This window comes from Legionella norrlandica (genome assembly GCF_000770585.1).
Taxonomy (GTDB): domain Bacteria; phylum Pseudomonadota; class Gammaproteobacteria; order Legionellales; family Legionellaceae; genus Legionella; species Legionella norrlandica.
Genome location: NZ_JNCF01000026.1, coordinates 1 through 23,734, shown reverse-complemented (window position 1 = coordinate 23,734; position 23,734 = coordinate 1). Strand labels below are relative to the sequence as shown.

Below are 23,734 nucleotides of genomic sequence, written 5' to 3'. Positions count from 1 at the left end.
CCAGGTTCATTTATTGAGCACTGGTTTGTATAAAGACGTTAAAAGTCTGTAAAAATCACACCAATGGAGATTTCATTTTATCAATAACAGAATGAAATGTTTTTTTCTTCATGGAATCAAAAGTAAACTCATCCACTAAAATAGCATCCCAGCGAGCTTCTTCAACAGTGAGAAAATCATTCATTTCTTGTTGGGATAACTGACCATTCTCAACTTTTTCTTTTAACTTTCCTTCTAATTTACTAAATTTATATTTTTTCAAATCACTTACTTTCTTAGCCAACGTATCCGTATTAATGATAAGTTGTAAAGCTTGCTCCATTCGGTCTACAGGTTGTTTAGGATCTCCACTGAGGAAAACTGATTTTTTCAGATGATCGCGATAATGATTATTATGAGTCATTAATCTTGCCAATCTACTATCCAACTTGTCTGAGGGGTAACGCATAGTTTGTCCAAATGGAAATGCAAACACACGAACAATAAAACCTAAAAATTTGGAAGGAAAATTATGACAAAGAGCAATCATTGATTTTTGGGCATGATAAAAGCAATAGGCTAGCGCCCACCGTGCATGCAATTGTTCATCTGGATGTTCTTGATTCAATTCCACGTTCCGCAAAGTCGCCATAGCCATATAAAGATACGACATGCCATCCGCTAATCTGGCCGACAAACGTTCCCGTCTTTTTAAATCTCCCCCCAAATAGATCAACGAGAAATCAGCAAGCCAAGAATAAGCGTGACTTAAACGAGCTAATTTCTTATATTCTTTTTTTATTGGATTGTCTGGGGCAGCAATAAATAAGCCCCCAGTCCATGCTGAACAAACTGCTTTAGCGAAATTTTTCATAAAATAATTAATATGCTTCCAGATTACCTCTCTAAACGCATCTTTATTCTGGCCTGCGATGGCATAGAATTCATCGCGAATGAAAGGATGACAAGCCATAGAGCCTTGTCCAAAAATCAATAAATTTCTGGACATAATATTGGCACCTTCGACTGTAATGGAAATAGGTACACTTTGATATAAGCTATTTAAATAATTACGTGGCCCAACAACAACAGCTCGCCCGGCATGGACGTCCATTGCATCATTTACCACAACACGCGCCAACTCTGTATTAAAATATTTGGTAATCGCGGAAGCAACAGAAGGTTTTTTATTCTCATTAACCGCAGCAACAGTTAGTAATCGCGTAGAATTGATTAAATAATTCAATCCGGCTATTTCAGCAAGTTTTTCTTCTACTCCTTCAAACTGTGCAATTTCTACATTAAATTGGCGACGAACTCTGGCAAAAGCACCGGTTGTTAAATAAGCCACAGAAGAAGAGCCCGCACCCAATGCTGGAAGCGAGATTGAGCGCCCTATTGATAAACATTCAACCAGCATTTGCCAACCTGATCCTGCCCGCTTCTGACCACCAATAATTGTATCAATCGGTACAAAAATATCCTTGCCCCGTAAAGTTCCATTCATAAACGGCTGATCGGCGGGCAAATGCCTATTGCCAATTTCAAGATTTTCAGTATCCCTTGGAATAAGTAAACAGGTGATCCCTTCTTGACCTTCACCATTTAAAAACCCCTCTGGATCTTTTAAGTTCACAGCCAAACCTATTAAAGTAGCAATAGGCGCTAAAGTAATCCAACGTTTATCCAAGGTAATATTTAAACCAAGTACTGACTTGCCGTCTATTGTCTTTTTAATCACTATCGCTTCTGATTGAATGGATGTTGCATCGCTCCCGGCACCTGGTTCAGTCAAAGCAAAGCAAGGAATATCTACCCCTTTAGCAAGACGTGGGAGATAATAAGACTTTTGCTCATCAGTCCCATAATAATTTATTAATTCACCTGGTCCCAAAGAATTAGGTACCATCACAGTTACTGCGGCTACTCCCGAACGGGTGGCAATTTTCATTACAATATCGGAATGAGCACGGGCGGAAAAACCTTTACCACCATATTCCTTAGGTATAACCAATCCTAAAAAACCACTCTCTTTGATGTAATTCCAAACCTTGGGAGGTAAGTCATATTCCTGGCTAATCTCCCATTCATCCAACATGGCACATAAGGTATTAGTTTCATTATCTAAAAATGATTGCTCTTCTTCGGTTAACTCGGTAGAAACAGCAGATAACCTTTGCCAATCTGGTTGCCCTACAAAAATATCTTGCTCTAACCAGGTATCCCCAGCATTCAATGCTTCCTCTTCCGTTTTAGAGAGCTTAGGAATCGATTTTCCTGCTGTCTTATACAAATAATCACTAATAAAGAATCGCAATGGCTCAACGTGAATCACCAACACCGCTACGATAATAAATAACCAAATTAAAATACCTATGACCCAAGGGAAACCAAAATAGAAAGTAGCGGGCATTAAGTAAACTATGCTTCCAATTTCCCAAATCAAAGGGCCCATCGTTCTGTACAGTACCACTAGGGTAAAAGCTAAATAAATTAAAAAGAACAAAATCGCCATAAAAATACCTTCCTTTGCTATTTAAAGTTAGAAAATTACAGTAGGCAATCTCACCATGTTGCCCAAATGCTTTTTCTAATTTAGGGTCTCTAAAATAAGAAACAGAACATCAGTATATACCTTTTACTCTTTATTTTGCGAGGGATAATCCTTTTTAACTGCTGAAGTTTTAAGAAACTTGCTAAAATAAATCAAATCATCTAGCGTAAACAAAAAATAAAGAGTGAAATAACGATAATGCAACGATTGATTTGGAATTTTGAATTTCCCACTAATAGAACAATACCGTTAACAACTTTTAGTCCTTATGTTCGAGACAAGTTAAAATGGGAAAAACGCTATTTTTGGTTCGCCGATCAAACCATCCATTTAAATAACATCGATAATGCCTTGCTTGACCTTGCTAACTATCAACAAAAACATAAAGAAGACTACTACTACTTATTACCCGACTCCAACTACAACATCAAACAAAGACGTAATCAATTGCTGTACAAACCCCTTATTAAACAATCGGGCTCAACATTAGGTTTTGGACCCAAAATAAATCTTGATGACCCACAATACTCTCTTCGTCATGACAATGACTTTCATATAGAAAGAGAAGATTTATTAAAAAAAGTGAATACAGGGGGGGTTGCAGTTTTGGTAAAAAAAGAAGCTTTTATCTTTAAATTTTCTACAACCCCTAATATTAAACTTGAACTCGCTCGTCTTGAAATAAATAATAAAGTATATTTTAGCGCTTGTGTTGAGGGCAGATCGCTGAATTTGGTTGAAAATATTAGCACACTTTTATTTGGAAACCAGGCTTCAGGTGACTATGTTGCCTTTTTAAAAAGTATTTTAAAACCATGATAAAAACTTTAATTGAAATCATCTATAGCTTTGGAAAAATTGGACTAATATCCTTAGGCGGCGGGAATTCCATGTTAAAACTGCTGGAATATGAAGCAGTTACTTACAGGCATTGGATTGGGAAAGAGGAATTTGTTGGGATGTTAGGCTCAAGCTTTTTATTCCCAGGATTAACAGGAATAAAGCTGGCAGGACTAATAGGATATAAAGCAGCAGGGATAATGGGTTTAGCCCTTGCAATTGTTTGCCTTAATTTACCAGGGTTAATTATGGCTATTTTAGGATATCAGTGGTTAACTTCACATAATAGTCCAATTACTCGCAAAGTGATGATCTCAGTACAATATGGCGCCCTAGCGTTATTAGCCGCAGCTACCTTTTCAGTAGTACAAGGTGTTATCGATGTTTATTACTCGATTTCTATTGTCATTTGCACTATTTTGTTTTTCCTTGCACTGGCCTTTTGGAATTTATCACCTTTTTATGGTTTTTTAGTTTTTATAGTAATTAGTTTTTTTCTGGTTCGCTAGGCTGACGTACACGCACTGGCTACTCGTAACATAATGATATATTTGATAAGTAATAAAATTATATGATACGTTTTCAACAATTCACGGTATTATAAACTACTACTTAATTAATTTGATATGTTACATGGAGTTCCCCATGGATATTACTCTGGATAACCCGGATTATTATATCAACAGAGAATTTTCTGCTATCGCATTTAATCAACGGGTTCTCATGCTTGCCAATGATGAGAGCGTACCTTTACTAGAAAGAATGCGATTTCTTAGTATTTGTAGTAGTAATCTTGATGAGTTTTTTGAAATACGCGTGGCTGGACTTAAAGAAAAAATCGCCATGTCTTCTGGAAAATTAACCATAGATGGACTCAGAGCCGAGGAGGCATTTAGTCAAATAAGTCAAAGGGCTCACGCTTTAATAGATCAGCTCTATAGCATCTTTAACAAACAATTACTACCGGCTTTACGAAAAGAAAATATCCACTTTTTGGAAACTCACCAATGGACTGATGACATCCATTTATGGGCAAAACATTATTTTAAACACGAAATTTTACCTGTGATAAGTCCTATCGCTCTTGATTTAGCCCATCCATTACCACGCCTTATTAACAAAAGTTTGAACTTTATAATTTCATTAAGTGGGAAAGATGCCTTTGACCGCAACATCAATTATGCTGTGGTACATGCCCCGCGCTCCATACCGCGTATGATTCATTTGCCGTCTGAACTATGTGGAGATGCGCATTATTTTGTTTATTTATCTTCTATTATTAAAACGCATATCAATAGTTTATTCCCGGGGATGGAGATTAGCGGTTGTTATTCGTTTCGACTCACGCGAAATAGTGACCTTTTCTTAAGAGAAGAAGAAATTGACGATTTAGCCAAGGCGGTGCAAAGAGAAATATTTTCTCGCCATTATGGTCATGTGGTCAGATTAGAAATCGAGAACAAGTGTCCTGAAAAAATTGTTGATTTTCTTCTTCAGAAATACCATTTACGACATGAGGACACCTATTATTGCGATGGACCAGTTAATTTGCAAAGATATATGAGCGCAATTAACAGTATTGACAGACCTGATTTGAATTATCCTCTCTTCACACCTCAATACCCAAAACTCCCCAAATCACAACGCAATTTATTTAATGTACTTGATGAGCAGGACATATTGTTACACCATCCTTACCAATCCTTTGATTTGGTAATAGATTTTGTTAGACAAGCAGCAGCAGATCCCAATGTGTTGGCAATTAACCAGACTCTTTATAGAACTCACTCGGAATCGATTATGGTGGATGCCTTAGTTAATGCAGCTCATTCAGGGAAAGAAGTCACTGCAGTCATTGAGCTCCGTGCTCGTTTTGATGAAGAATCCAACTTAAAATTAGCTAATAAGCTTCATGCAGCGGGTATTCTAGTACTCTATGGCGTGGTAGGTTATAAGACACACGCTAAAATGACATTGGTCGTTAGAAGAACACATGGCAAATTAAAACGTTATGTGCACTTGAGTACAGGAAATTATCATGAACACACAGCGAAACGATATACAGATTTTGGTCTTTTAACCAGTGAACCTACGATTACTTCTGATGCCCAACTTATTTTTCAGCAATTAACTGGGCTGGGGAAAGTAGTCAAGTTAAGGGCCTTAAGCCACTCTCCATTTACGCTACAAAAAACACTTCTGCAATTCATTGAACAATGCAGTACCGCTGCAGCAGAAGGAATAGAAACTGAAATTATGCTTAAAGTAAATGGATTAACTGATAAAGTGATGATTCAAGCATTATATAAAGCCTCGCAGGCTGGAGTTAAAATTAATCTTCTCGTCCGTGGAGTATGTTGCTTAAAACCTGGGTTACCAGATGTATCAGAAAATATTAGAGTACTTTCTTTTATAGGCCGATTTCTTGAGCATCATCGAGTCTTTTATTTCCAACTTGGTGAAGAAGAACATTATTTTTGCTCTAGTGCTGACTTAATGGAAAGAAATTTATACAATCGCATTGAAATTATGTTCCCAATTTACAATGAAGAATGTAAAAAAAGAATCAAAAATGAAATTATTAAAAATTATCTCGAAGATAATAGTAATACTTGGGAAATGCAAAGCGATGGAACATATAAGCATATCACACAAGGTAATAGTTGTGCTCAGGAAAAACTAATCGCACTTTATGAAGAAGAAGATAAACCTATTTAATTGATACTTTTTTGCATAAGCAACGATCAGAAATATTTCTTGAGTCTTGATGAAAATGAATCGCGAACATCCCCTGTTCAAAGCAGAAGCGTTTTACTCGTCTTCCCAGGCTCTTCGCGTACCAGACGCGGCAATAAATATCCTGGTAAAAGAACTTGCAACTGCTGATAAATTTCTCGCGCTCTAACCAAGGGCATATCAAAATGTGCTGCACCTCTCACCTTATCTAAGAGATGGAGATAATAAGGCATTATCCCATATTTAAATAAAGCATGACTTAACCTGGCTAAAACGGTCGCATCATCATTAATACCAGCCAACAAGACAGTTTGATTTAATAAGTAACATCCTGATTGCCTTAAACCTGAGCACGCTTGAAATACACTTTCATCCAATTCTTGAGGGTGATTACAATGAACAACAATCACTTTCTGAAACCGAGTATTGGTCAACAAGTTAAGGAAATCTTTGTCAATCCGCTCTGGGAAGACTATAGGGATACGTGAATGAATACGCAATGTGTGTATATGAGGAATCTTTTCTAATTGTTGAATTAATTCTGCCAATACCAAATCAGAAGCAAGTAATGGGTCACCACCACTTAAAATAACTTCAGTAATACTAGCATCTTCGGCAATATACGCACAAACATCTTTCCATCCTTGCCGTCCTGGATTATTAGCATGATAGGGGAAATGCCTTCTGAAACAATAGCGGCAATTAACGGCACAAGCCCCCGTTAAAGTTAACAAAACACGCCCGTGGTATTTATGCAATAGTCCCTTAAGAAGGGTAGGATTTTCACTTAGAGGATCGTTAAAATAACCTTCTGTCTCGATAAGCTCTTCTTCTTTGGCAAGAACTTGTAATAATAGCGGATCTTGAGGATTTCTCTTTTGCATTCGTTTAGCAAACCCCAAAGGAATCCGACTTGGAAATTGTTTTTCAACTAATGGGCTTTTTTCTGGTATAGGAAGCTCTAAAAAATTTAATAAATCGGTTGCTGAAGTCAACCCTTGTGCTAAAATTTTTTGCCAACTCAAAGAGGTCTCTCGCATTAATATTACAGACTTGATAAACTGTGCGAACTTTAACTAAATTACAGCAAAATCTCAACTATGGAGCATAAATGGCGATCTATAGCACTAATGAATTTAAAAACGGCTTAAAAGTAATGGTTGATGATGCTCCATGTAGCATTCTGGACTGTGAGTTTGTGAAGCCTGGAAAAGGCCAGGCGTTCACTCGCATAAAAATTCGTAATCTAAAAACAGGGCGTGTTGTTGAACGTACTTTTAAGTCTGGAGAAACATTGCAATCCGCTGATGTTGCCGATGTAGAAATGCAATACCTTTATAATGATGGCGAGTATTGGCATTTTATGGTTCCTGATTCTTTTGAGCAATATGCAATAAGCACTGCTGTGTTAGCCGATGCGGCACAATGGCTAAAAGAGCAAGACATTTGCATAGTTACTTTATGGAATAATGAACCAATACAAGTAACCCCTCCCACTTTCGTTATTTTGCAAATTACCGAAACTGATCCTGGGTTGAGAGGAGATACTTCAGGCGGTGGTGGAAAGCCTGCTACTTTAGAAACAGGTGCAGTAGTTCGGGTACCTTTGTTTGTTCAAACTGGTGAGTTTATTAAAGTAGACACTCGCAAAGGTGAATACGTCTCCCGGGCCAAAGAGTAGTAATAAATCACAACTAAACCAATATTTATTGATTTAGTGCAGCTCATCCTTTGGTCTCTATATTCCTGCTAGCCATCTGCAGGATGCAGAGACCATGAGAGCCTAGACTAATCCTGAAGATTAGTAATTATCGTATTCAGCGCCCCAATATCCATAAGGACCTACAAAAGAAGTCGAATAATAATAATTATTACCCCAATAAGGACGATTACTGTAATACCCTACAGAATAAACATAATCATTACTATAACCTGAATCGTAAGAAACCTCTTCAACAGCTACTCCATCAACTGCACATCCAGTTATCAGGAATAATGGTGCACTAGCAACAACTGCAATAATTAACCTCTTCATAATTGCTTCCTGGCAACATAATTGTTCTTTAATTATAATAAAGGATCTTTAATTGCTCAAATTGGTCGTGGTGAGTTTATTAAGGTAAGGGTATATTGGTAGAGGTAACGACGTCCCGGTCCCTGAGCCGCAACTGAAATATACTGTGGAGATTTATGTAGAGCTTTAGGTTTCCCGCTTTTTGCAGGCTTACACACCACCCTCCAAAACGACCTCCTAATCTGATACTATTAATTGGTTCAGCCAGGATCTGTCATCACCTATATGTAAAATAATAGACTAACAGATCCATTGTTGGCAAATTTTTGAACAATTATTGAATTTATTGTCTACCCTTTCTTGACAAATGATTTGCAGATGCTTGTACAGTCGGCATTATTATCATTTCTTCAATATCAATATGTTGAGGTCTAGTAACACAATATAACGCAGCGTCTGCTATATCTTCCGCCAAAAGAGGTTGAAAATCTTTGTAAAAATCTTTTGCACGCTGTTTGTCTTTCCAACGAACCTCACTAAATTCTGTTTCAACAGCTCCTGGTGCAATTTCCGTAACACGTATTGCAGATCCTAATAAGTCTAATCGCATAGATTTAGATATAGCATGAACCGCATGTTTCGTTGCAGAATAAACATTCCCATTAGGGTAGCACTCATGACCTGCTATGGAACCAATATTAATAACATGCCCACTATTACGCTCTAACATCCCAGGAATAATTAAACGGCTAATATACAGCAATCCTTTTATGTTCGTATCAATCATAACGTCCCAATGTTCCATTATGCCTTGGGTCAGTGGTAAGGTATCCAAAGCCAGTCCTGCATTATTAATTAACACATCAACACAACTCCATTCATGAGGCAGAGATTCGATTTGTTGCTTAACCATTTGCTTATTGCTGACATCAAGCGGAAGAACATAATGTCCCTTATTATTAATCTGCTTGAGCTCATTGGCTAATTCATGCAAACGTTCAACCCGACGCGCAGCCAAGATAATTCTAGCGCCTTGGGCAGCAAACATCTGGGCACATGCTCGTCCAATTCCGCTAGAAACTCCGGTTATCAATACAATTTTATCTTCTAAAGAATTCATATTAGCTTACCTCAAAAATGACGCCTAAAACGGAAATATAGGGATATGACCGTACTCAAATTGATATTCTGTAGATACTACAACAAGAAAGCTATGAAAATCATCACAAACAATTAGAAGTTATTCGGTATTTCTAATGAGTTCCAGCACGTGACATTTTCGTAGAGTCATCACAGCTAACCGTATTTTTTAGGAATCTGTCAGCAAAATGAATAGAATTTTCATCATAGATTATTCCATCAAAACAAGTCCAATCAGAGCGAATCCCAAAGTATTCTTCCCTTCTCTTACCACTGTATTTATAATCTTTCAAATCCCCTACAAATTTAAAAAAGGGATCACATACAATATTATTATTAATAATTAAAAAAGAATGATTTGAAGTCGTCATTATAGACATTGGTATACAAGACTGATTGTTAGATAACTCGAGCTGAATAAATTTCGTGATTAATTGTTTAAATGCCAAAAAGGCCTGTTGCATGCAATTTCCAGCCTGGTATTGTTCAATTACATCAGCACATTGTAAAAGACGTTCCAACAGACTGATTTCCACATTACCCAGAATAGCGTCACATTTCTTTTGACATAGATAAACAAGAGGTGCAAAAAACTTATTATCCTTTTTGCGGTTAGATATATTGCAGGCTTGGATGTGTTCGTTAATATAATTTACAGATTCCTCTGCCGCTTTTTTGATTAATTCTATATTATTCATAAAATCCCCATTGCTGAACAAATACCCTAGGTTTCACAATAAAATTTTTATCCTGATGGATTAAAACCATACTTGCTTTACCTCTAGCACCTGCTTTGAAATAAATATACTCATATTTTTTAAATTTAAGGCAATCTTAATATTAGCTTAATATTTAATCAATATAATATTGGCATCTTAATTGCATTAATCTATAGAGCCCCCTATGTTTCAAAAAAATTGCACCACAACCTCTACCAGCAAATTCGATCAAAAGTCTTTTATGGAAAGTTTTTTTGCCGACTTTAACAAAATGAAAGAAAAGACCTAGATGAGTCCAAGAAGAGAAAGTTTGATCATCAACGGGTACAAAAAAGCAAAATTAACCGACACGCCGCTCTCGCGCATGATGATGTCGAGGAAGTTAAATTAAAAGCAAAAGAGACTACAGATAAATTCACGCTCAATGACGCGAATAAAAAAGTGTGGGATCAAATTGTTCTTGGCAATCAGTTAGCACAAAGTATATGTTCTTGTGATTTGCCTTCAGATAGTGAAAAAGATGCTGCATTAGTAAAAACAACTCAAATGGTTGCGGACGAAATTTTGGAGGATCCCACTTTAAGTTGGTTAGAAAAGGTTCTTAAAATTGCTATCTATAGCAGAGAATCTGGCTTTGGTAATTGCCAAGAAAAAGCATTTTTTGCTTTTGCATTAATGCTAAATCAAGCACAAAATCCTGACAATTTGATACGTTCACTTAGGTTGGCAACTTTCTCCAACCATTTTATATTGATAGTGAATGAACAGTTCTTAATGGATCCCTGGCTAAATTTAGCCTTTCCTATCTCAACAAATAACCCTCAAGAAGAGATTAGATATGTATTTAAAGGATTTGGAGCTTTAATTGATTATTTTTCAATTAATGAAAATAGCCAGTGCTTTACCCACCAAGTCAGGACAGGAAATACAACGCAACGAGATATAAAATCTGAACATGATATGGAGAAATGCGTTCTTTTATTTTCACAGCACGCGGATCTTTTAGATCTCGGGATCAAATCTGAAGAGAAGGCTTTAATAAGCCCTGTAAAAAAGAAAAAATATACTTCAGATAAAAATCAAGAGATTGTAGCAATAGAAGATACTTTGCTCCCTAAAGCTGAACCAATTGACCCACCGTTCACAGACAAAACAAGTGACGAAACTGATGATTTTTTGGAGCAATTTGAAAGAGAAAATATTTTAAACAACCATACCTTCTTCTCATCCAGCACAAAAGAAACCACTAACGATAGTGCTACTTGTTATTCTAATCAACAATCCTCCAGTACATTTGACTTCTAACAAAAGACTAATCACGCCCCGAGATTAGATCACTCGGGGTAATATATATACCTTAAGGCACAGTTTATGCTGTATCACAGGGCACATCTATTTGACCTATTTTGAAGTGCTACTAATTATACTAAATCCAATTGCTGTTCTACTCCCTTTGTACTATTGCCTTTACTATAAGAATGAGAGCCAACTCCGGCTAAACGACCATTGTGTACGATTAAATAATCTTCTCTAATCGGTTTGCCATCAAACCAACACTCTAATATTTCTCTTACTCCTGCTGCGTATCGTGCTTGAGCTGATAAGGTAGTTCCTGAAGTATGAGGGGTCATAGCATGATGAGGCATTGTCCTCCAGAGATGGTTTGGGGCTGGAGGTTGAGGAAACCAAACATCTCCGGCATAACCTGCCAGATGACCTGTTTTCAGAGCATTGGCTATAGCATGCTGATCACATATTTTCCCACGAGCTGTATTAATTAAATAAGCCCCCTGCTTCATCTGTTTAATTAATCTATCATTAAACAGATATTCTGTTTCAGGATGCAAAGGACAGTGAATCGATACCACATCACATACTTTCACCATAGACTCGACTGATGAATGGTAAGTCAGATTCAGTTCATTTTCCAACTGTACGGGTAATCTGTGTCTATCTGTGTAATGTAATTTCACATCAAATGGCTTTAGGCGCCTTAAAACTGCCAATCCAATTCGGCCTGCTGCAACACATCCTACATGCATACCTTCCAGGTCATAAGAACGGGTAACACAATCAGCAATATTCCATCCACCATCAACTACTATGTTATATTGAGGAATATAATCGCGCACTAAGCTCAGAATCATCATGACAGTATGCTCAGCTACGCTGATGCTATTACAATAAGTCACCTCACATACGGTTATGTCATGCTCCATAGCTGCTTGCAAATCAACATGATCCGAACCAACACCTGCGGTAATAGCAAGCTTGAGTTTAGGAGAACCTTCAATGCGGTCACGGGTTAAATAAGCTGGCCAAAAAGGCTGAGATATTACGATGGAAGCCTCTTTTAATTCTCTGGCGAAAACTGAATTTGGACCATCTTTATCGCTGGTAACTACAAACTGATATCCCTTACCCTCAAGGAATTCTCTTAAGCCCAATTCACCGCTTACAGAACCCAATAACTCTCCAGGAGTAAAATCAATTGCAGCAGGAGAAGGTAAACTTTGGCCATCTGGATATTGACCTATTTCAGGAATTGATTCCCGAGCGTATTTAGGTGGAAAGCCTCCTTTAGGATCATCATAAAGCACACAAACAATTTTTTGCTTATCCTGATTCAACATGCACCACTCCTTTTTGTATTCTATTTAAGTAAAAACATCCCATTTTTTACGCTCCCCACTATACTTGATTTATATTACTCAACTCAATAAAAACCATTGCCTTAATAATCTTATTAATTTACTGGCAATGACTTTACTAAATCCTATTATCCCTGAACAATAAACTATATAAGTAACCATATAAGTAACCATCTAAAAATTAAGGAAGAATCATGTTAGAACACGAATGGCCTGCAAATGATTATGCTATTGGGTCTTACATCCAAGCTACTGTTGCTGAAGAATACCTACCTTTTCTCAAATTGAATCCTAGCGACAAGGTATTAGACATAGGTTGTGGCAACGGAGCTTTTACCAAAAAAATTCTTGCGCGAGTGCCTTATGGTTCTGTACTAGGGATAGACGCTTCGGAAAATATGTTGCATTTAGCCAAAGAAGCGATTAAGGAATATCCTAATTTTTCAGTCCAGAAAGACGATGTACTTACTATGAAATTCGACTCGCAATTTGACTATGTCGTCTCTTTTTGGTGCTTACAATGGGCATGTGCTGATATCAAACAGGCATTTACAAATATCATTAAGGCCTTGAAGCCAAGAGGAAAATTCCTAACTCTTTTTCCAGCCGGTGATGACCCTTTTATCATGAGCTATTATGCATTAAAAAAATCAGGACAATTGGCAGCGCTGCATGATTTCAAGCCACCAATAGACTATGCCAATCTAGATAATTTAAATAAAAAATTGGAATCCCTGGCTTGTAAAGATCTTCAAGTAAATTTATACAAACAATCGATTACACTCCCCTCTCTGGATGTATTCAGAAAATTCGTAAATGGTATTGCTTTCTATCAAGGACAATTGCCTAATGAAGAGATAAAACAACTTAATGAGGCTATGGTCCAATATTATGATAATGAGTGCCAAACCAAATTTAGAGGAGAATACCAATTTAATTTCACCATTTACCTGGTGACCGGTGAAAAATAGAATTAAGAATATTAGGCCATAGCATAGCCCTAAAAAGCCCATTCTATAATCCAGAATCTTCAGATAGAATGGGTATTATGCACTTGAAACGAACTTTATCATTAACATTATTAGCCTTTTATGGACTTGGAACTATATTAGGTGCCGGAATCTATGCTCTTGTTGGTGAGGTAGCCCAACAAGCGGAACAGTTTACCCCTTTATCCTTTTTAATTGCATCCATCATCGCTTTTTTTACTGCTATATCTTATGCCGAATTAAGCTCGAGGTTGCCATTCAGTGCGGGGTCCGCCCTGTACGTACGCCGAGCATTTCATCAAACTTGGTTATCTGGGTTCATTGGTTGGACAGTAGTTTTAACTGGAGTCATCTCCGCTGCTACTCTCTCTCATGGGTTTGCTAAATACTTTGAATTGTTCTTTTCTTTTTCTCCTTATTTAACTATTACTGTTTTAGTTGTGGTGCTATGCGGACTCGCCATTTGGGGTATTCGTGAATCCGCGACTCTTATTATGTTAATGACTCTGATGGAAGTAGGCGGTTTATTGATAATCATTTATTATGGCCGCAATTCATTCACCTCTATTGATATCACTCAATTTTCCTTACCAGACTCTTATGACGGTATCCTTATGGGGGCTTTTATTGCTTTTTATGCTTATATCGGTTTTGAAGACATGGTCAACACAGCGGAAGAAACGATAAAGCCTGAGAAAACTATTCCAAAAGCCATTTTTCTTGCTTTAATCGCTGCTACAATTTTATATCTTTTAGTAGCCTGGGTCATTGTTTCCACAATACCTACCACCGCCCTAATTAAAACGAACATGCCTCTGGTTGAAATCATTAAACTTCAAGGCCAATCTCCCATCGTATTTTCAATCATTGCTTTGATTTCCATCATCAACGGAATATTAGTACAAATTATTATGGCTTCACGGCTTATCTATGGTATGGCGAAGCAACAAAATGCCCCTCCTATATTCTCTGTTATTTATTCCAAAACCCAAACACCCGTCAACTCTACTTTATTAGTGCTTGTTATCATTTTACTGTTCGCCTATGCCCTGCCTATTACAACCCTCGCCAAATTAACTAGTAGTATCATATTATGTATTTTTATCATGATTCATGCCTCATTAATTAAAATGAAACTAACTGAAAAAAAACCACCAGATGCTATTTCTTTTCCTGTTATTTTCCCGATGATTTCCATTTTATTAACCCTAACATTTTTGGTCATACTGTTTTTTTAATAAGATATTTTCTCCTATTATCTTTTTGGCAAATGAAGCCTAATAAATTCATAATTTTGAATATGTACTATAATTATCCATAGGTTAATCATAATAATCTCAACATGATGAAAATTCAATCATTTCAATACATCCAAAACCAAGGATGGAGCGTTCAAAAATTTCCTGAACTTGACTCAGAAAATACTTTTATCCTAGTTTTTGCTAGCCCAATATTCATAAATGATACAAAACCAATCGAACAGTTAGCCCAATTCTATAAAAAATCGAAAATTATAGGTTGTTCAACTGCAGGAGAAATTTTTGGACCCAGTATTTATGACAATAGTATTTCAGTTGCAATCGCTCAATTTGAGTCAACCAAGCTTCAATTGGCAAAAGCTGAAGTTAAAAATGGCGAAGAATCTTATGAAGCCGGTGCCCTATTGGCAAAACTATTACACCAGAGTCAACCCCCCAAAGGTATTTTTGTTTTATCCGATGGATTAAATGTGAATGGTTCTGAATTAGTGAAAGGACTAAACCAACATTCTGCCAAAGGAGTAACTATCACAGGGGGATTAGCAGGAGATGGACCTAATTTTAAAAACACTTGGGTTATCTATAACGGGAAAATTGACGACAGTTGCATTGGAGCGATAGGATTTTATGGCGATAAAATCTATATAGGGCATGGGTCGCGAGGGGGATGGGATATTTTTGGTCCGGAAAGACTCATTACCCGCTCTAGCGGAAATATTCTCTATGAATTAGACAACCAACCGGCGTTAAAACTTTATAAAACTTATCTTGGTGAGAGAGCTGCTGAATTACCAGCTTCTGGGTTGCTTTATCCACTTGCTATCCGGAATCCTTCTGCTTCGGACTCTCAGCATATTGTACGTACCATTCTAGCTATTGATGAGACAGCTCAATCATTAACCTTTGCTGGCGACCTGCCTCAAGGATACTATGCTCAATTAATGCGCGCCAATTTTGACAGGCTCATTGAAAGCGCCAACGAAGCGGGGGAACATGCTAATAATCTTCTTTTTAAAAATAGTGAATTGAACCAGCAGCCTGTTTTGGCAATTGATATTAGTTGCGTTGGAAGAAGATTACTATTAGGTGAGCGCACTGAGGAAGAAACAGAAACCACGTTACAATCCATACCTAAAGGATCAACTCAAATTGGCTTTTACTCTTATGGTGAGTTGTCACCAGTAACCCTTGGAAATTGTGAATTACATAACCAAACCATGACAATTACTACTTTATTAGAGAAAACATAAACTAAAAAGAGGATCTCGCAGGAACATGGAAATACATCGGTTATTACAGCGACAGCTAAACAAATTCGGTATCAAACCGGATGAATTGCCACATAATTTGGAAAATTGGATGGAATTTATCTTACACATCAATAAAACTTACAACGAAAATGATCAAGACCGATATTTGTTGGAACGCTCCATCGATATTTCTTCTAAAGAAATGAGAGAAACCAATTCCAAATTAGAATATGCTCAGGACATCGCCCAAATGGGGTATTGGTACTATGATGCCGATACCGATACAGCAACCTGGTCAAAAGGGCTTTTTAAAATTCTGGGAGTAAGCTCCAGCCGACCAGCTCTTAACTATCCAGAATTTTTAGAACTTGTACATCCAAATGATCGGCCAGGTTTAAAAAACCTGGTTGAAAAAGCTCTTGTGAAAAAAGAAGATTATGATTACGAGCTGAGAGTAAAAAGTGAGGGTAATAACTACAGGTGGTATCGTACCATAGGCAAGGCAATCTCAGAAAAAAATCAATTATCTGGGGTTTTAATGGATATCAATAAAAGAAAAATAATCGAAGAACAAATTCAGGAACTCAATAACAAACTAGTCTCTACAGCACGCCTTGCAGGAATGTCTGAAGTGGCCACTTCAATTCTTCATAATGTAGGCAATATACTCAATAGCGTAAACGTTTCTGCCATTATTCTGAAGAAAAATGTATCCAAGATACACTATAAAAAATTGACAGCTATCAAAACAATGATCGACGAAAACATTCATCAGTTAAATGAATATTTATTAAATAATCCTAAGGGTAAATTAATTCTTCCTTATTTAGACGCCTTATCAAAAGCCCTCCAGGAAGAATATGAAGAAAACATTAAAGAAGCAAATCATCTTGAAGTTAATATAAATCACATCAAAGAAATTATAGCCATGCAGCAATCCTTGAGTGGTGTTTCCAATTTAACCGAAAAAATTTCAGTGCCTGAATTGATTCATAACGCTGTAAACTCGATCATCTTGGAAAGATATCAAATTGCTGTTCATATTGATATTGAGCCTGAAATTAATGAATTCGCAACAGATAAGTCCAAACTATTTCAAATAATAACTAATTTACTGACTAATGCGAAAGATTCTGTTTTGTTACACAAACCTAATGGTTCCAAAGAAATACTTATTTCTGTGAAACATGTCGATAAAAACCATATTACTATTAAAGTGAGTGATAATGGTGTTGGCATTGAAAAGATCGATCTCAACCGAATTTTTTCTTTTGGATTTACAACTAAAAAAAATGGCCATGGATTTGGACTTCATTGTTCTGCAATCTATGCACGGGATCTTGGGGGATCATTAAATGTTGAAAGCAACGGCAGCGGACAGGGAGCGCAATTTATTTTAGATCTCCCCATAAACCAAAAAAACACTAATATGAGATAGAATATGGGTACTATGTCTTTTCGCATTCTTGTAATCGACGATAATCCTGCCATTCATCAGGATTTTATGAAAATATTGAATGTTAGCAAACACTCTGCACTATTAAATAAATTTGATGCTGAACTGTTTGATGAAGAAACTGAAAGTCTTGAAATATCCTTACCTGAATTTGAAATTGATATAGCCACTCAAGGTATTGAGGGGATAGAAAAAGTCAAGCGTTCACTGGAAGAAGGCAAACCCTACCCTCTTGCTTTTGTTGACATTAGAATGCCTCCAGGTATAGATGGTATCGAAACCATCAAACGAATCTGGGCTATCGATCCACAAATACAAATTGTTATTTGCAGTGCCTATTCTGATTATTCTTGGGAAAGCACGGTAAATGCTTTAGGCCTAAGTGATAATTTATTAGTATTAAAAAAACCTTTTGATGTCATTGCGGTAAGACAGCTTGCAAGCGCCTTAACCCAAAAATGGGTACTGGCAAAAGAAACACAAAAACATACTGAGTTTTTAAATCAATTAGTAGAGGAACGCACAGAATCGTTACAACAATCCTTTTCCTTATTGCGAGCAACTATTGAATCCTCTACTGATGGTATTTTGGTAGTTGATCTACAAGGAAAAATTGTTGATTACAACACTCTATTCACCAGATTATGGAATATCCCTGACTCCATTATGAAAATGGCCAGTGAACCTAAATTAATTCAATACATGTCTACTCAACTTTTAAACCCGAAACAACATTCTCACCACGTTAAAGAATTTTCTATACATATCGATGATTCAAGTATTCAGACTTATCATTTTCAGAATGGTAACGTAGTAGAATGCTGTTCAAAACCTCATCGCGTTGGTATGCAAACAGTAGGTAGGGTTTGGAGCTTTAGAGATATAACCGAACAAACAAGGTTGAGAGAAAAACTGGAATACCAAGCCACCCATGATGCATTAACCAATCTACCCAATCGCCTGCTATTGATAGATCGAATTGAGTATGCCATGAGCAGGTATGGGCGCCATAAAAAGAAATTTGCCGTATTATTTTTTGATCTGGATCGATTTAAAATGATCAATGACAGCTTAAGTCATGAAGCAGGTGATCAACTACTTCGTGCTGTCGCAGAACGATTACGCTCTTTAGTCCGTAAAGAAGATACGCTTGCCAGACTGGGAGGGGATGAGTTTGTGATGGTTTTCCAATCATTTAACACAGAAGAACAAATTGTTGGTGTAGCTCAAAAAATGCTTAATTCCTTCCTAAGACCATTCCGTATTGCCAACAAAGACATTACTATTTATGTCAGCATCGGCATTAGCGTCTATCCCACAGATGGCAAGTCAGTCAATACTTTGCTGAGCAATGCCGATATGGCTATGTATCAAGCAAAATTTCTCGGGGGCAATCAATTCTCATTTTATACCGATAAACTAAATCAACAAACGAACCAGCAATTTCAACTGGAATTGGAGTTGCAAAGGGCCATTACCAATAACGAATTTTTCCTTCTTTTTCAACCGCAATTTAATATCAGTACCCACCAGGTACACGCCATGGAAGCACTAATCAGATGGAATCACCCCCACAAAGGTGTCGTTTTACCATTGGACTTTATTCCAACCGCCGAAAGCTCAGGGCTTATCATACCCATTGGTGAGTGGGTTTTGCGAGAAACATGTCGACAAATTGTAGAGTGGCGTAACGTAGGAATAAAAGAAATTCGAGTAGCTTGCAACGTGGCGAGCAAGCAACTTAGACAACGTAATTTTCCCCTTATTGTAGAAAATATTTTGCAAGAGTACTCTGTGGAACCTCAATGTTTGGAAATGGAAATCACTGAAAACGTAATCATTGATAAGGAAATACAAAAAACCATTAAAAAGCTTAACTCTTTAGGAATACATATTATTTTAGATGATTTTGGTACAGGAAACTCTAGTTTAAATTTATTGAAACAAATCGCAGTGAATAGTTTAAAAATAGATCAATCATTTATTCAGAATATTTCAAAATCCCCTGGAGATGAAGCCATTATTGATGCCATCATTGCAATAGCTCAAAGTATGAATTTTAACATCATCGCCGAAGGTGTAGAAACTCAAAATCAGTTCACTTTTCTCAAAAAAAGACAATGCAATGATGTACAAGGCTTTTTAATGAGTAAACCTCTCTCCTCTGAAGAAATAGAAAAACTCCTGAAATTACAAACCCCAAATCATTGATCTCATCTATTAAACTGATTCGAGGATTCGATATTGTCTTCATTATCGCTTGAAAAAGCTTTATCAATTTCCAATTTTAAAGTTCCCCATTTTCTATCATCAGGGGAAATTGTTTTGAATACTTTTAGTATTTGCGTAAATAAATTTTTCTCATTTAAAGTGGCAGGAGGAATGAAGTTTTTTAATTCCTCTATTTTTTCATAATCAATACCTGGCGGCAATTTCACTCCTCTTCGAGATGTATTACCAACCGATCTGTGATTTAGATTTTTTTCTAACCACAGATTTAAAATTTCTCCCAGCTGTTTTATCTTGCTATTTAAATTGCGTTGCTCCTTGTCCCACAGAGGCAATTGTTCAGAGATGCACTTCGACCATTTCTGCATCGCTTGCTCCGCTACTAAAGATGATCTTGCAAACTGCTGAACACCTCCCACACCAAGCTGTTCCGGCAGCAATCGGGCAAAAACTTGATTTGCCTTATTAAGAGTAGCAATCATAAGCTCTTTATTCCTATCGAATTGCAGCATAGAAGTTTGTTCTTGGAGTTGACCAATCACCGCAAAAAATCGGTGTGATTTTGGAGAGAGCTGGGCTTTGTATGATTTTGGTGATTTGGGTAATTGGAGAACTCTTAATATTCTTAAATTATTAGCAACACTTGCTATTATTGCCATGCCATCATCTGCACCAGCTTTAAATCCTGAAGCTCCTCCCGGAATATCCGATTGACTAATATTTAGATTAAAAGGGTTATTTTTTTGAACAAAACAGGACGTCCAAATCGCATCAAGAGTTTGAATCGCACTGACAAGATATTGATCCGCTTTTCTCTTATTCTCATTAAATAAAGAAAAATATTGCTCCATATGACTCAAATATAGGCTTAAATGTTCTAAAAAAAACAATATTTCCTCAATCTTGGAATTAATAGCCGCAGCTTGAAACCCCGCACCTAACGTAGCTATTTCATTTTTTGAATTTTTATGCGTGGGGGTATTTGCCGCATTGGTACTCGAAAATTGCAACCAATTGTGAATAGAAAGCGCCCTTCCCCCTAAAATTAAAGTAGATCCTTGCAAAAATTTTCGCATATGCTCAATAGGGGGCTCTATCAAGTCTGCATTTTTACTTCTAGAAAAACTACTACTATTTGCCCACAAAAGATTTCTTGGAGAGATTGGGTATTGGGGGGAAAGCAATTGAGACGTATTTTCTTGAGTATCCACTATTTCAATGGAAAGCTGCTTATTTCTAAAAGATCCTTGCTTAACTCTTGAGGATCTTATGATATCAGAGTAAGTATAATTGGAAGGATCCAAGTTTTTTTTTCCAAACACTATATAGCCTTTAACAGAAAATTATTAATAACAGTAACTTACCATCTTTTGATTTTATTACAACCCCCAGATTGTGCTGGAGAACACTGTGAGAGGTTGGAAAGCCATTCTATCAGTGAATGCTCATTCGATTATTTAAATCATGCCAATATCTAGCACTCACTTTTGTAGATTTTCTTCCTGGTATAGCATTAAAAAATCTATGTTGCTCAGAACACTTTGCTGCGTTAGTGTCAAGCTCACTTTTGCCATGATGTTCTTTTTTTGTTTTTGAAAAATGTTTTATTGGCACGGGAATTGTTATATCTATTTTTTTGTTATGTTCTGAGATTGTCTTCGGTGTTGTATGTTTCTTTTTGAAGATTTTTTCTGCTTCATCCAAATTATGCGGACAAATACTCGGTGAAGTTTTTACAGCATATACATCATGCTGAGATAGATACTCTATTAATTTGTCGGTATTACCATCTTCCCAGCTGAGACCAGAAGTCAAAGGAGCATTATTATTGTCCTCATGATGCATTAAGACAATTTTATCCTCCATAATAGGCATAGCCATTTGCTCCATCACGCTTAAACCACCCCCGCGAATCACAACACAATTACTACGAGTCATGATAGGTGCCATTTCAATATCCGATTGATTGCCGAGAAGAATAATTTTATTTCGCATGGCTTCTCTCTGGGATACAGGATAATTATTGATAATTTTATCAATTCGTTTAGCCATCGAATCATTAAGCCCACCGAAAACAAAAATATGATCATAATCTTTATTCAATAAATGCTTAACATAATCCGTTGATGCATTCGCTGCCAATGAACCAATCATAATAGAAGCGACTTTGGCATGCGCTTTGATTGTCATTTTTTGTTTACCGTTTTCTATAGGGAGAGCATCCTGTCTTTCTTTTTTATAAACTTTAAAATACAAATCACATGATTTTGTTTTGTCAGTATATTTCACCAATGAAATATCTTTAAAGCCGTTACGAATCATAGGGTTATTACGTGGTTCTATATTATGAACCGCTTTAAACCCTTGTTCCTTGCTAAAATACGCCTGCTCAAACGGTTGACTCATATTCACAGCATGGATTTCCACAAATTGTCTTTGATCTGCCGTGAGCTCCTCCAGATTATTCATAAAATGGCAACAACCAAGTGATGGCAAATCAGTCATGTATTGATCAATGGTAATAGGCGTATAGTGGGTGCCTCGCTTAGCATTAAATGCAGGCAAAAATCTTGTGTTATAGTCCTTCACTGCATCACAGATAGCCCCCAAAGAAAGCGCTTGGGTTGAAATAAGTCTTGTATAGGGAGTCCCTTGAGAAGCTGCTTTTGTGAGGCGTTGTAATATATTTTTATAGGCTATGCTTTTATTATCATCTTCGACATTACCTTTAAAACTTATCATAGTTTGAATATCATCAATATTTGCGGCCAAATGAGTTGCATTATTGAATGCAGTATATTCATACCCCTCCGGATATATATCCAAAAGCATATCCACATAAGGACGAGTTCTACCTGTTTCTACTCCATTTTCCTTTATGGTTTCACTCTGTTGGATTTTTGACATCTGATCCCAAAAAATTCGGTAACTCGGCAAAACCGGATACCCTATAAACCTCATAAATCCTTTTAATAAGCCATCAAAAAATGGGATATAGGTAAACCACACTCCCATACGAACTAACCACCCATTAATAGAAAATGGCCTGTTTTTGTAGAGCTCTGCATGATGCTGTGTGATGATGACTTCTTTATTTTTATTCTGCAGTTCATTAATAATCCCATGAGTAGCGGAAATATGGCCAACTCCACCACTGCTTGCAATAATTAACGGTTGCTCTTTATTTTTGGATTGTTGTGGTTCACTTCCAACATCTTTTTCAATCTCTTTGACCAAAAGATCTGATTGAGTCCGAGTATTGTTATCTCTTGCAAATTTTTCTTTTAACCTGTCGAGGAAGAAATCATGGTTGGTATATGCCTCTTGATGACCAAGTTCTGCAACTAAATCCTGGCGAGAAATAAAATGAGGGCCTTTGTATTTCGGATGTTTCAAAACACTCTCACATGGCTTGAAATGGTGAGGGAATTGATCGTCATAAAGAATTTGCTTTTCTTCCTTGGAAAGAGGTCTATCAGTAGAAAGTTTGTATAAAATAGTTTTAATTTGCGAGTCAACTAAAGCAGCAATCGAGCAAAAATGATCATGGATTACCCCATCGTATAACCCGTTATCCCTGTCCCTCACAACAGAATATATTTTGTCCTTAGCTGGGATTCTCTTCCACGCTTTGCCTGCATCCACATGCCAGCCAGCTAGCCAAATCAAAGGAGCCAATAGGCTATACACTATACCAGCTAAGGCAAAACGAAGATAAGTTAAGGGATTCCACCAAACCGCATTTTGTAATTCAGGAGCGATGAAACCAAAAACCAAAGATGGAAGAGACGTGAAGGAACGCTCATTATTTAGCTTGACCTTCATTCCCCGATCATGAAGTTTTGCCGCCGCAATCGTCGCTACCGCCCCTCCTATGCACATCCCATCAAGACAAATATTCTGGGGATTAGCACCAAG

At 36.9% G+C, this 23,734-nt stretch carries 18 protein-coding genes; 10 read left to right on the top strand and 8 right to left on the bottom strand.

What is annotated here, in order from left to right:
- Positions 1-55: 55 nt before the first annotated feature.
- Positions 56-2,494 (bottom strand): acyl-CoA dehydrogenase, encoded by a 2,439-nt coding sequence (locus OK13_RS08095; protein WP_035889883.1) that lies wholly within the window; start codon positions 2,492-2,494, stop codon positions 56-58.
- Positions 2,495-2,731: 237 nt separating this feature from the next.
- Between OK13_RS08095 and OK13_RS08090 the strand changes: the two genes are divergently transcribed.
- The 3 genes from OK13_RS08090 (at position 2,732) to ppk1 (ending at position 6,091) form a co-directional block, all read left to right on the top strand.
- Entirely contained in the window at positions 2,732-3,352 is a 621-nt protein-coding gene (locus OK13_RS08090) for a hypothetical protein (protein WP_035889880.1), read from the top strand.
- A complete protein-coding gene (locus OK13_RS08085) occupies positions 3,349-3,882 on the top strand; it encodes a chromate transporter (RefSeq protein WP_035889875.1) in 534 nt (177 codons plus the stop codon). Before OK13_RS08090 ends, OK13_RS08085 begins: the two co-directional genes overlap by 4 nt.
- A 136-nt stretch (positions 3,883-4,018) precedes the next feature.
- A complete protein-coding gene (ppk1, locus tag OK13_RS08080) occupies positions 4,019-6,091 on the top strand; it encodes a polyphosphate kinase 1 (protein ID WP_173402501.1) in 2,073 nt (690 codons plus the stop codon).
- A 77-nt stretch (positions 6,092-6,168) separates the two neighbouring features.
- Here ppk1 and epmB read toward each other — a convergent pair whose 3' ends face one another.
- Entirely contained in the window at positions 6,169-7,149 is a 981-nt protein-coding gene (epmB, locus tag OK13_RS08075) for an EF-P beta-lysylation protein EpmB (protein ID WP_035889860.1), read from the bottom strand.
- A gap of 71 nt (positions 7,150-7,220) precedes the next feature.
- Here epmB and efp point away from each other — a divergent pair, with 71 nt between their 5' ends.
- Positions 7,221-7,790 (top strand): elongation factor P, encoded by a 570-nt coding sequence (efp, locus tag OK13_RS08070; RefSeq protein ID WP_035889853.1) that lies wholly within the window; start codon positions 7,221-7,223, stop codon positions 7,788-7,790.
- A gap of 120 nt (positions 7,791-7,910) precedes the next feature.
- Here efp and OK13_RS08065 read toward each other — a convergent pair whose 3' ends face one another.
- The 3 genes from OK13_RS08065 to OK13_RS08055 form a co-directional block, all read right to left on the bottom strand.
- A complete protein-coding gene (locus OK13_RS08065) occupies positions 7,911-8,144 on the bottom strand; it encodes a hypothetical protein (protein ID WP_035889846.1) in 234 nt (77 codons plus the stop codon).
- A gap of 322 nt (positions 8,145-8,466) precedes the next feature.
- Complete coding sequence (locus OK13_RS08060; RefSeq protein WP_035889843.1) at positions 8,467-9,243, bottom strand: SDR family NAD(P)-dependent oxidoreductase; 777 nt, start codon at positions 9,241-9,243, stop codon at positions 8,467-8,469.
- Positions 9,244-9,376: 133 nt separating this feature from the next.
- Positions 9,377-9,961, bottom strand: a complete 585-nt coding sequence (locus tag OK13_RS08055; protein ID WP_052117620.1) for a hypothetical protein — start codon at positions 9,959-9,961, stop codon at positions 9,377-9,379.
- 360 nt (positions 9,962-10,321) lie between these two features.
- Between OK13_RS08055 and ceg10 the strand changes: the two genes are divergently transcribed.
- On the top strand, positions 10,322-11,287 hold the full coding sequence (ceg10, locus tag OK13_RS08050) for a Ceg14 family Dot/Icm T4SS effector (protein ID WP_338151672.1): 966 nt from the start codon (positions 10,322-10,324) through the stop codon (positions 11,285-11,287).
- Between the two features lie 116 nt (positions 11,288-11,403).
- Here the strand turns inward: ceg10 and OK13_RS08045 are convergent, their stop codons facing one another.
- Entirely contained in the window at positions 11,404-12,615 is a 1,212-nt protein-coding gene (locus OK13_RS08045; RefSeq protein WP_035889837.1) for an NAD-dependent formate dehydrogenase, read from the bottom strand.
- 212 nt (positions 12,616-12,827) lie between these two features.
- Here OK13_RS08045 and OK13_RS08040 point away from each other — a divergent pair, with 212 nt between their 5' ends.
- The 5 genes from OK13_RS08040 to OK13_RS08020 all read left to right on the top strand — a co-directional run bounded on the left by OK13_RS08040 (position 12,828) and on the right by OK13_RS08020 (position 19,798).
- Positions 12,828-13,604 (top strand): class I SAM-dependent methyltransferase, encoded by a 777-nt coding sequence (locus OK13_RS08040; RefSeq protein ID WP_035889832.1) that lies wholly within the window; start codon positions 12,828-12,830, stop codon positions 13,602-13,604.
- Positions 13,605-13,681: 77 nt separating this feature from the next.
- Complete coding sequence (locus OK13_RS08035) at positions 13,682-14,860, top strand: APC family permease (protein WP_035889831.1); 1,179 nt, start codon at positions 13,682-13,684, stop codon at positions 14,858-14,860.
- 107 nt (positions 14,861-14,967) lie between these two features.
- Complete coding sequence (locus OK13_RS08030) at positions 14,968-16,131, top strand: FIST signal transduction protein (protein WP_035889895.1); 1,164 nt, start codon at positions 14,968-14,970, stop codon at positions 16,129-16,131.
- Positions 16,132-16,156: 25 nt separating this feature from the next.
- On the top strand, positions 16,157-17,569 hold the full coding sequence (locus OK13_RS08025) for an ATP-binding protein (protein ID WP_035889830.1): 1,413 nt from the start codon (positions 16,157-16,159) through the stop codon (positions 17,567-17,569).
- Positions 17,570-17,572: 3 nt separating this feature from the next.
- The gene (locus tag OK13_RS08020) at positions 17,573-19,798 is read left to right on the top strand and encodes an EAL domain-containing protein (protein ID WP_035889828.1); all 2,226 of its coding nucleotides are present in this window, start codon (positions 17,573-17,575) and stop codon (positions 19,796-19,798) included.
- A 2-nt stretch (positions 19,799-19,800) separates the two neighbouring features.
- Here the strand turns inward: OK13_RS08020 and OK13_RS08015 are convergent, their stop codons facing one another.
- Together OK13_RS08015 and OK13_RS08010 are read right to left on the bottom strand one after the other, a co-directional pair.
- Positions 19,801-21,138, bottom strand: a complete 1,338-nt coding sequence (locus tag OK13_RS08015; protein ID WP_035889825.1) for a hypothetical protein — start codon at positions 21,136-21,138, stop codon at positions 19,801-19,803.
- Positions 21,139-21,250: 112 nt separating this feature from the next.
- Positions 21,251-23,734: hypothetical protein (locus OK13_RS08010; RefSeq protein ID WP_035889822.1), on the bottom strand; the 2,484-nt coding region annotated here is incomplete at its 5' end.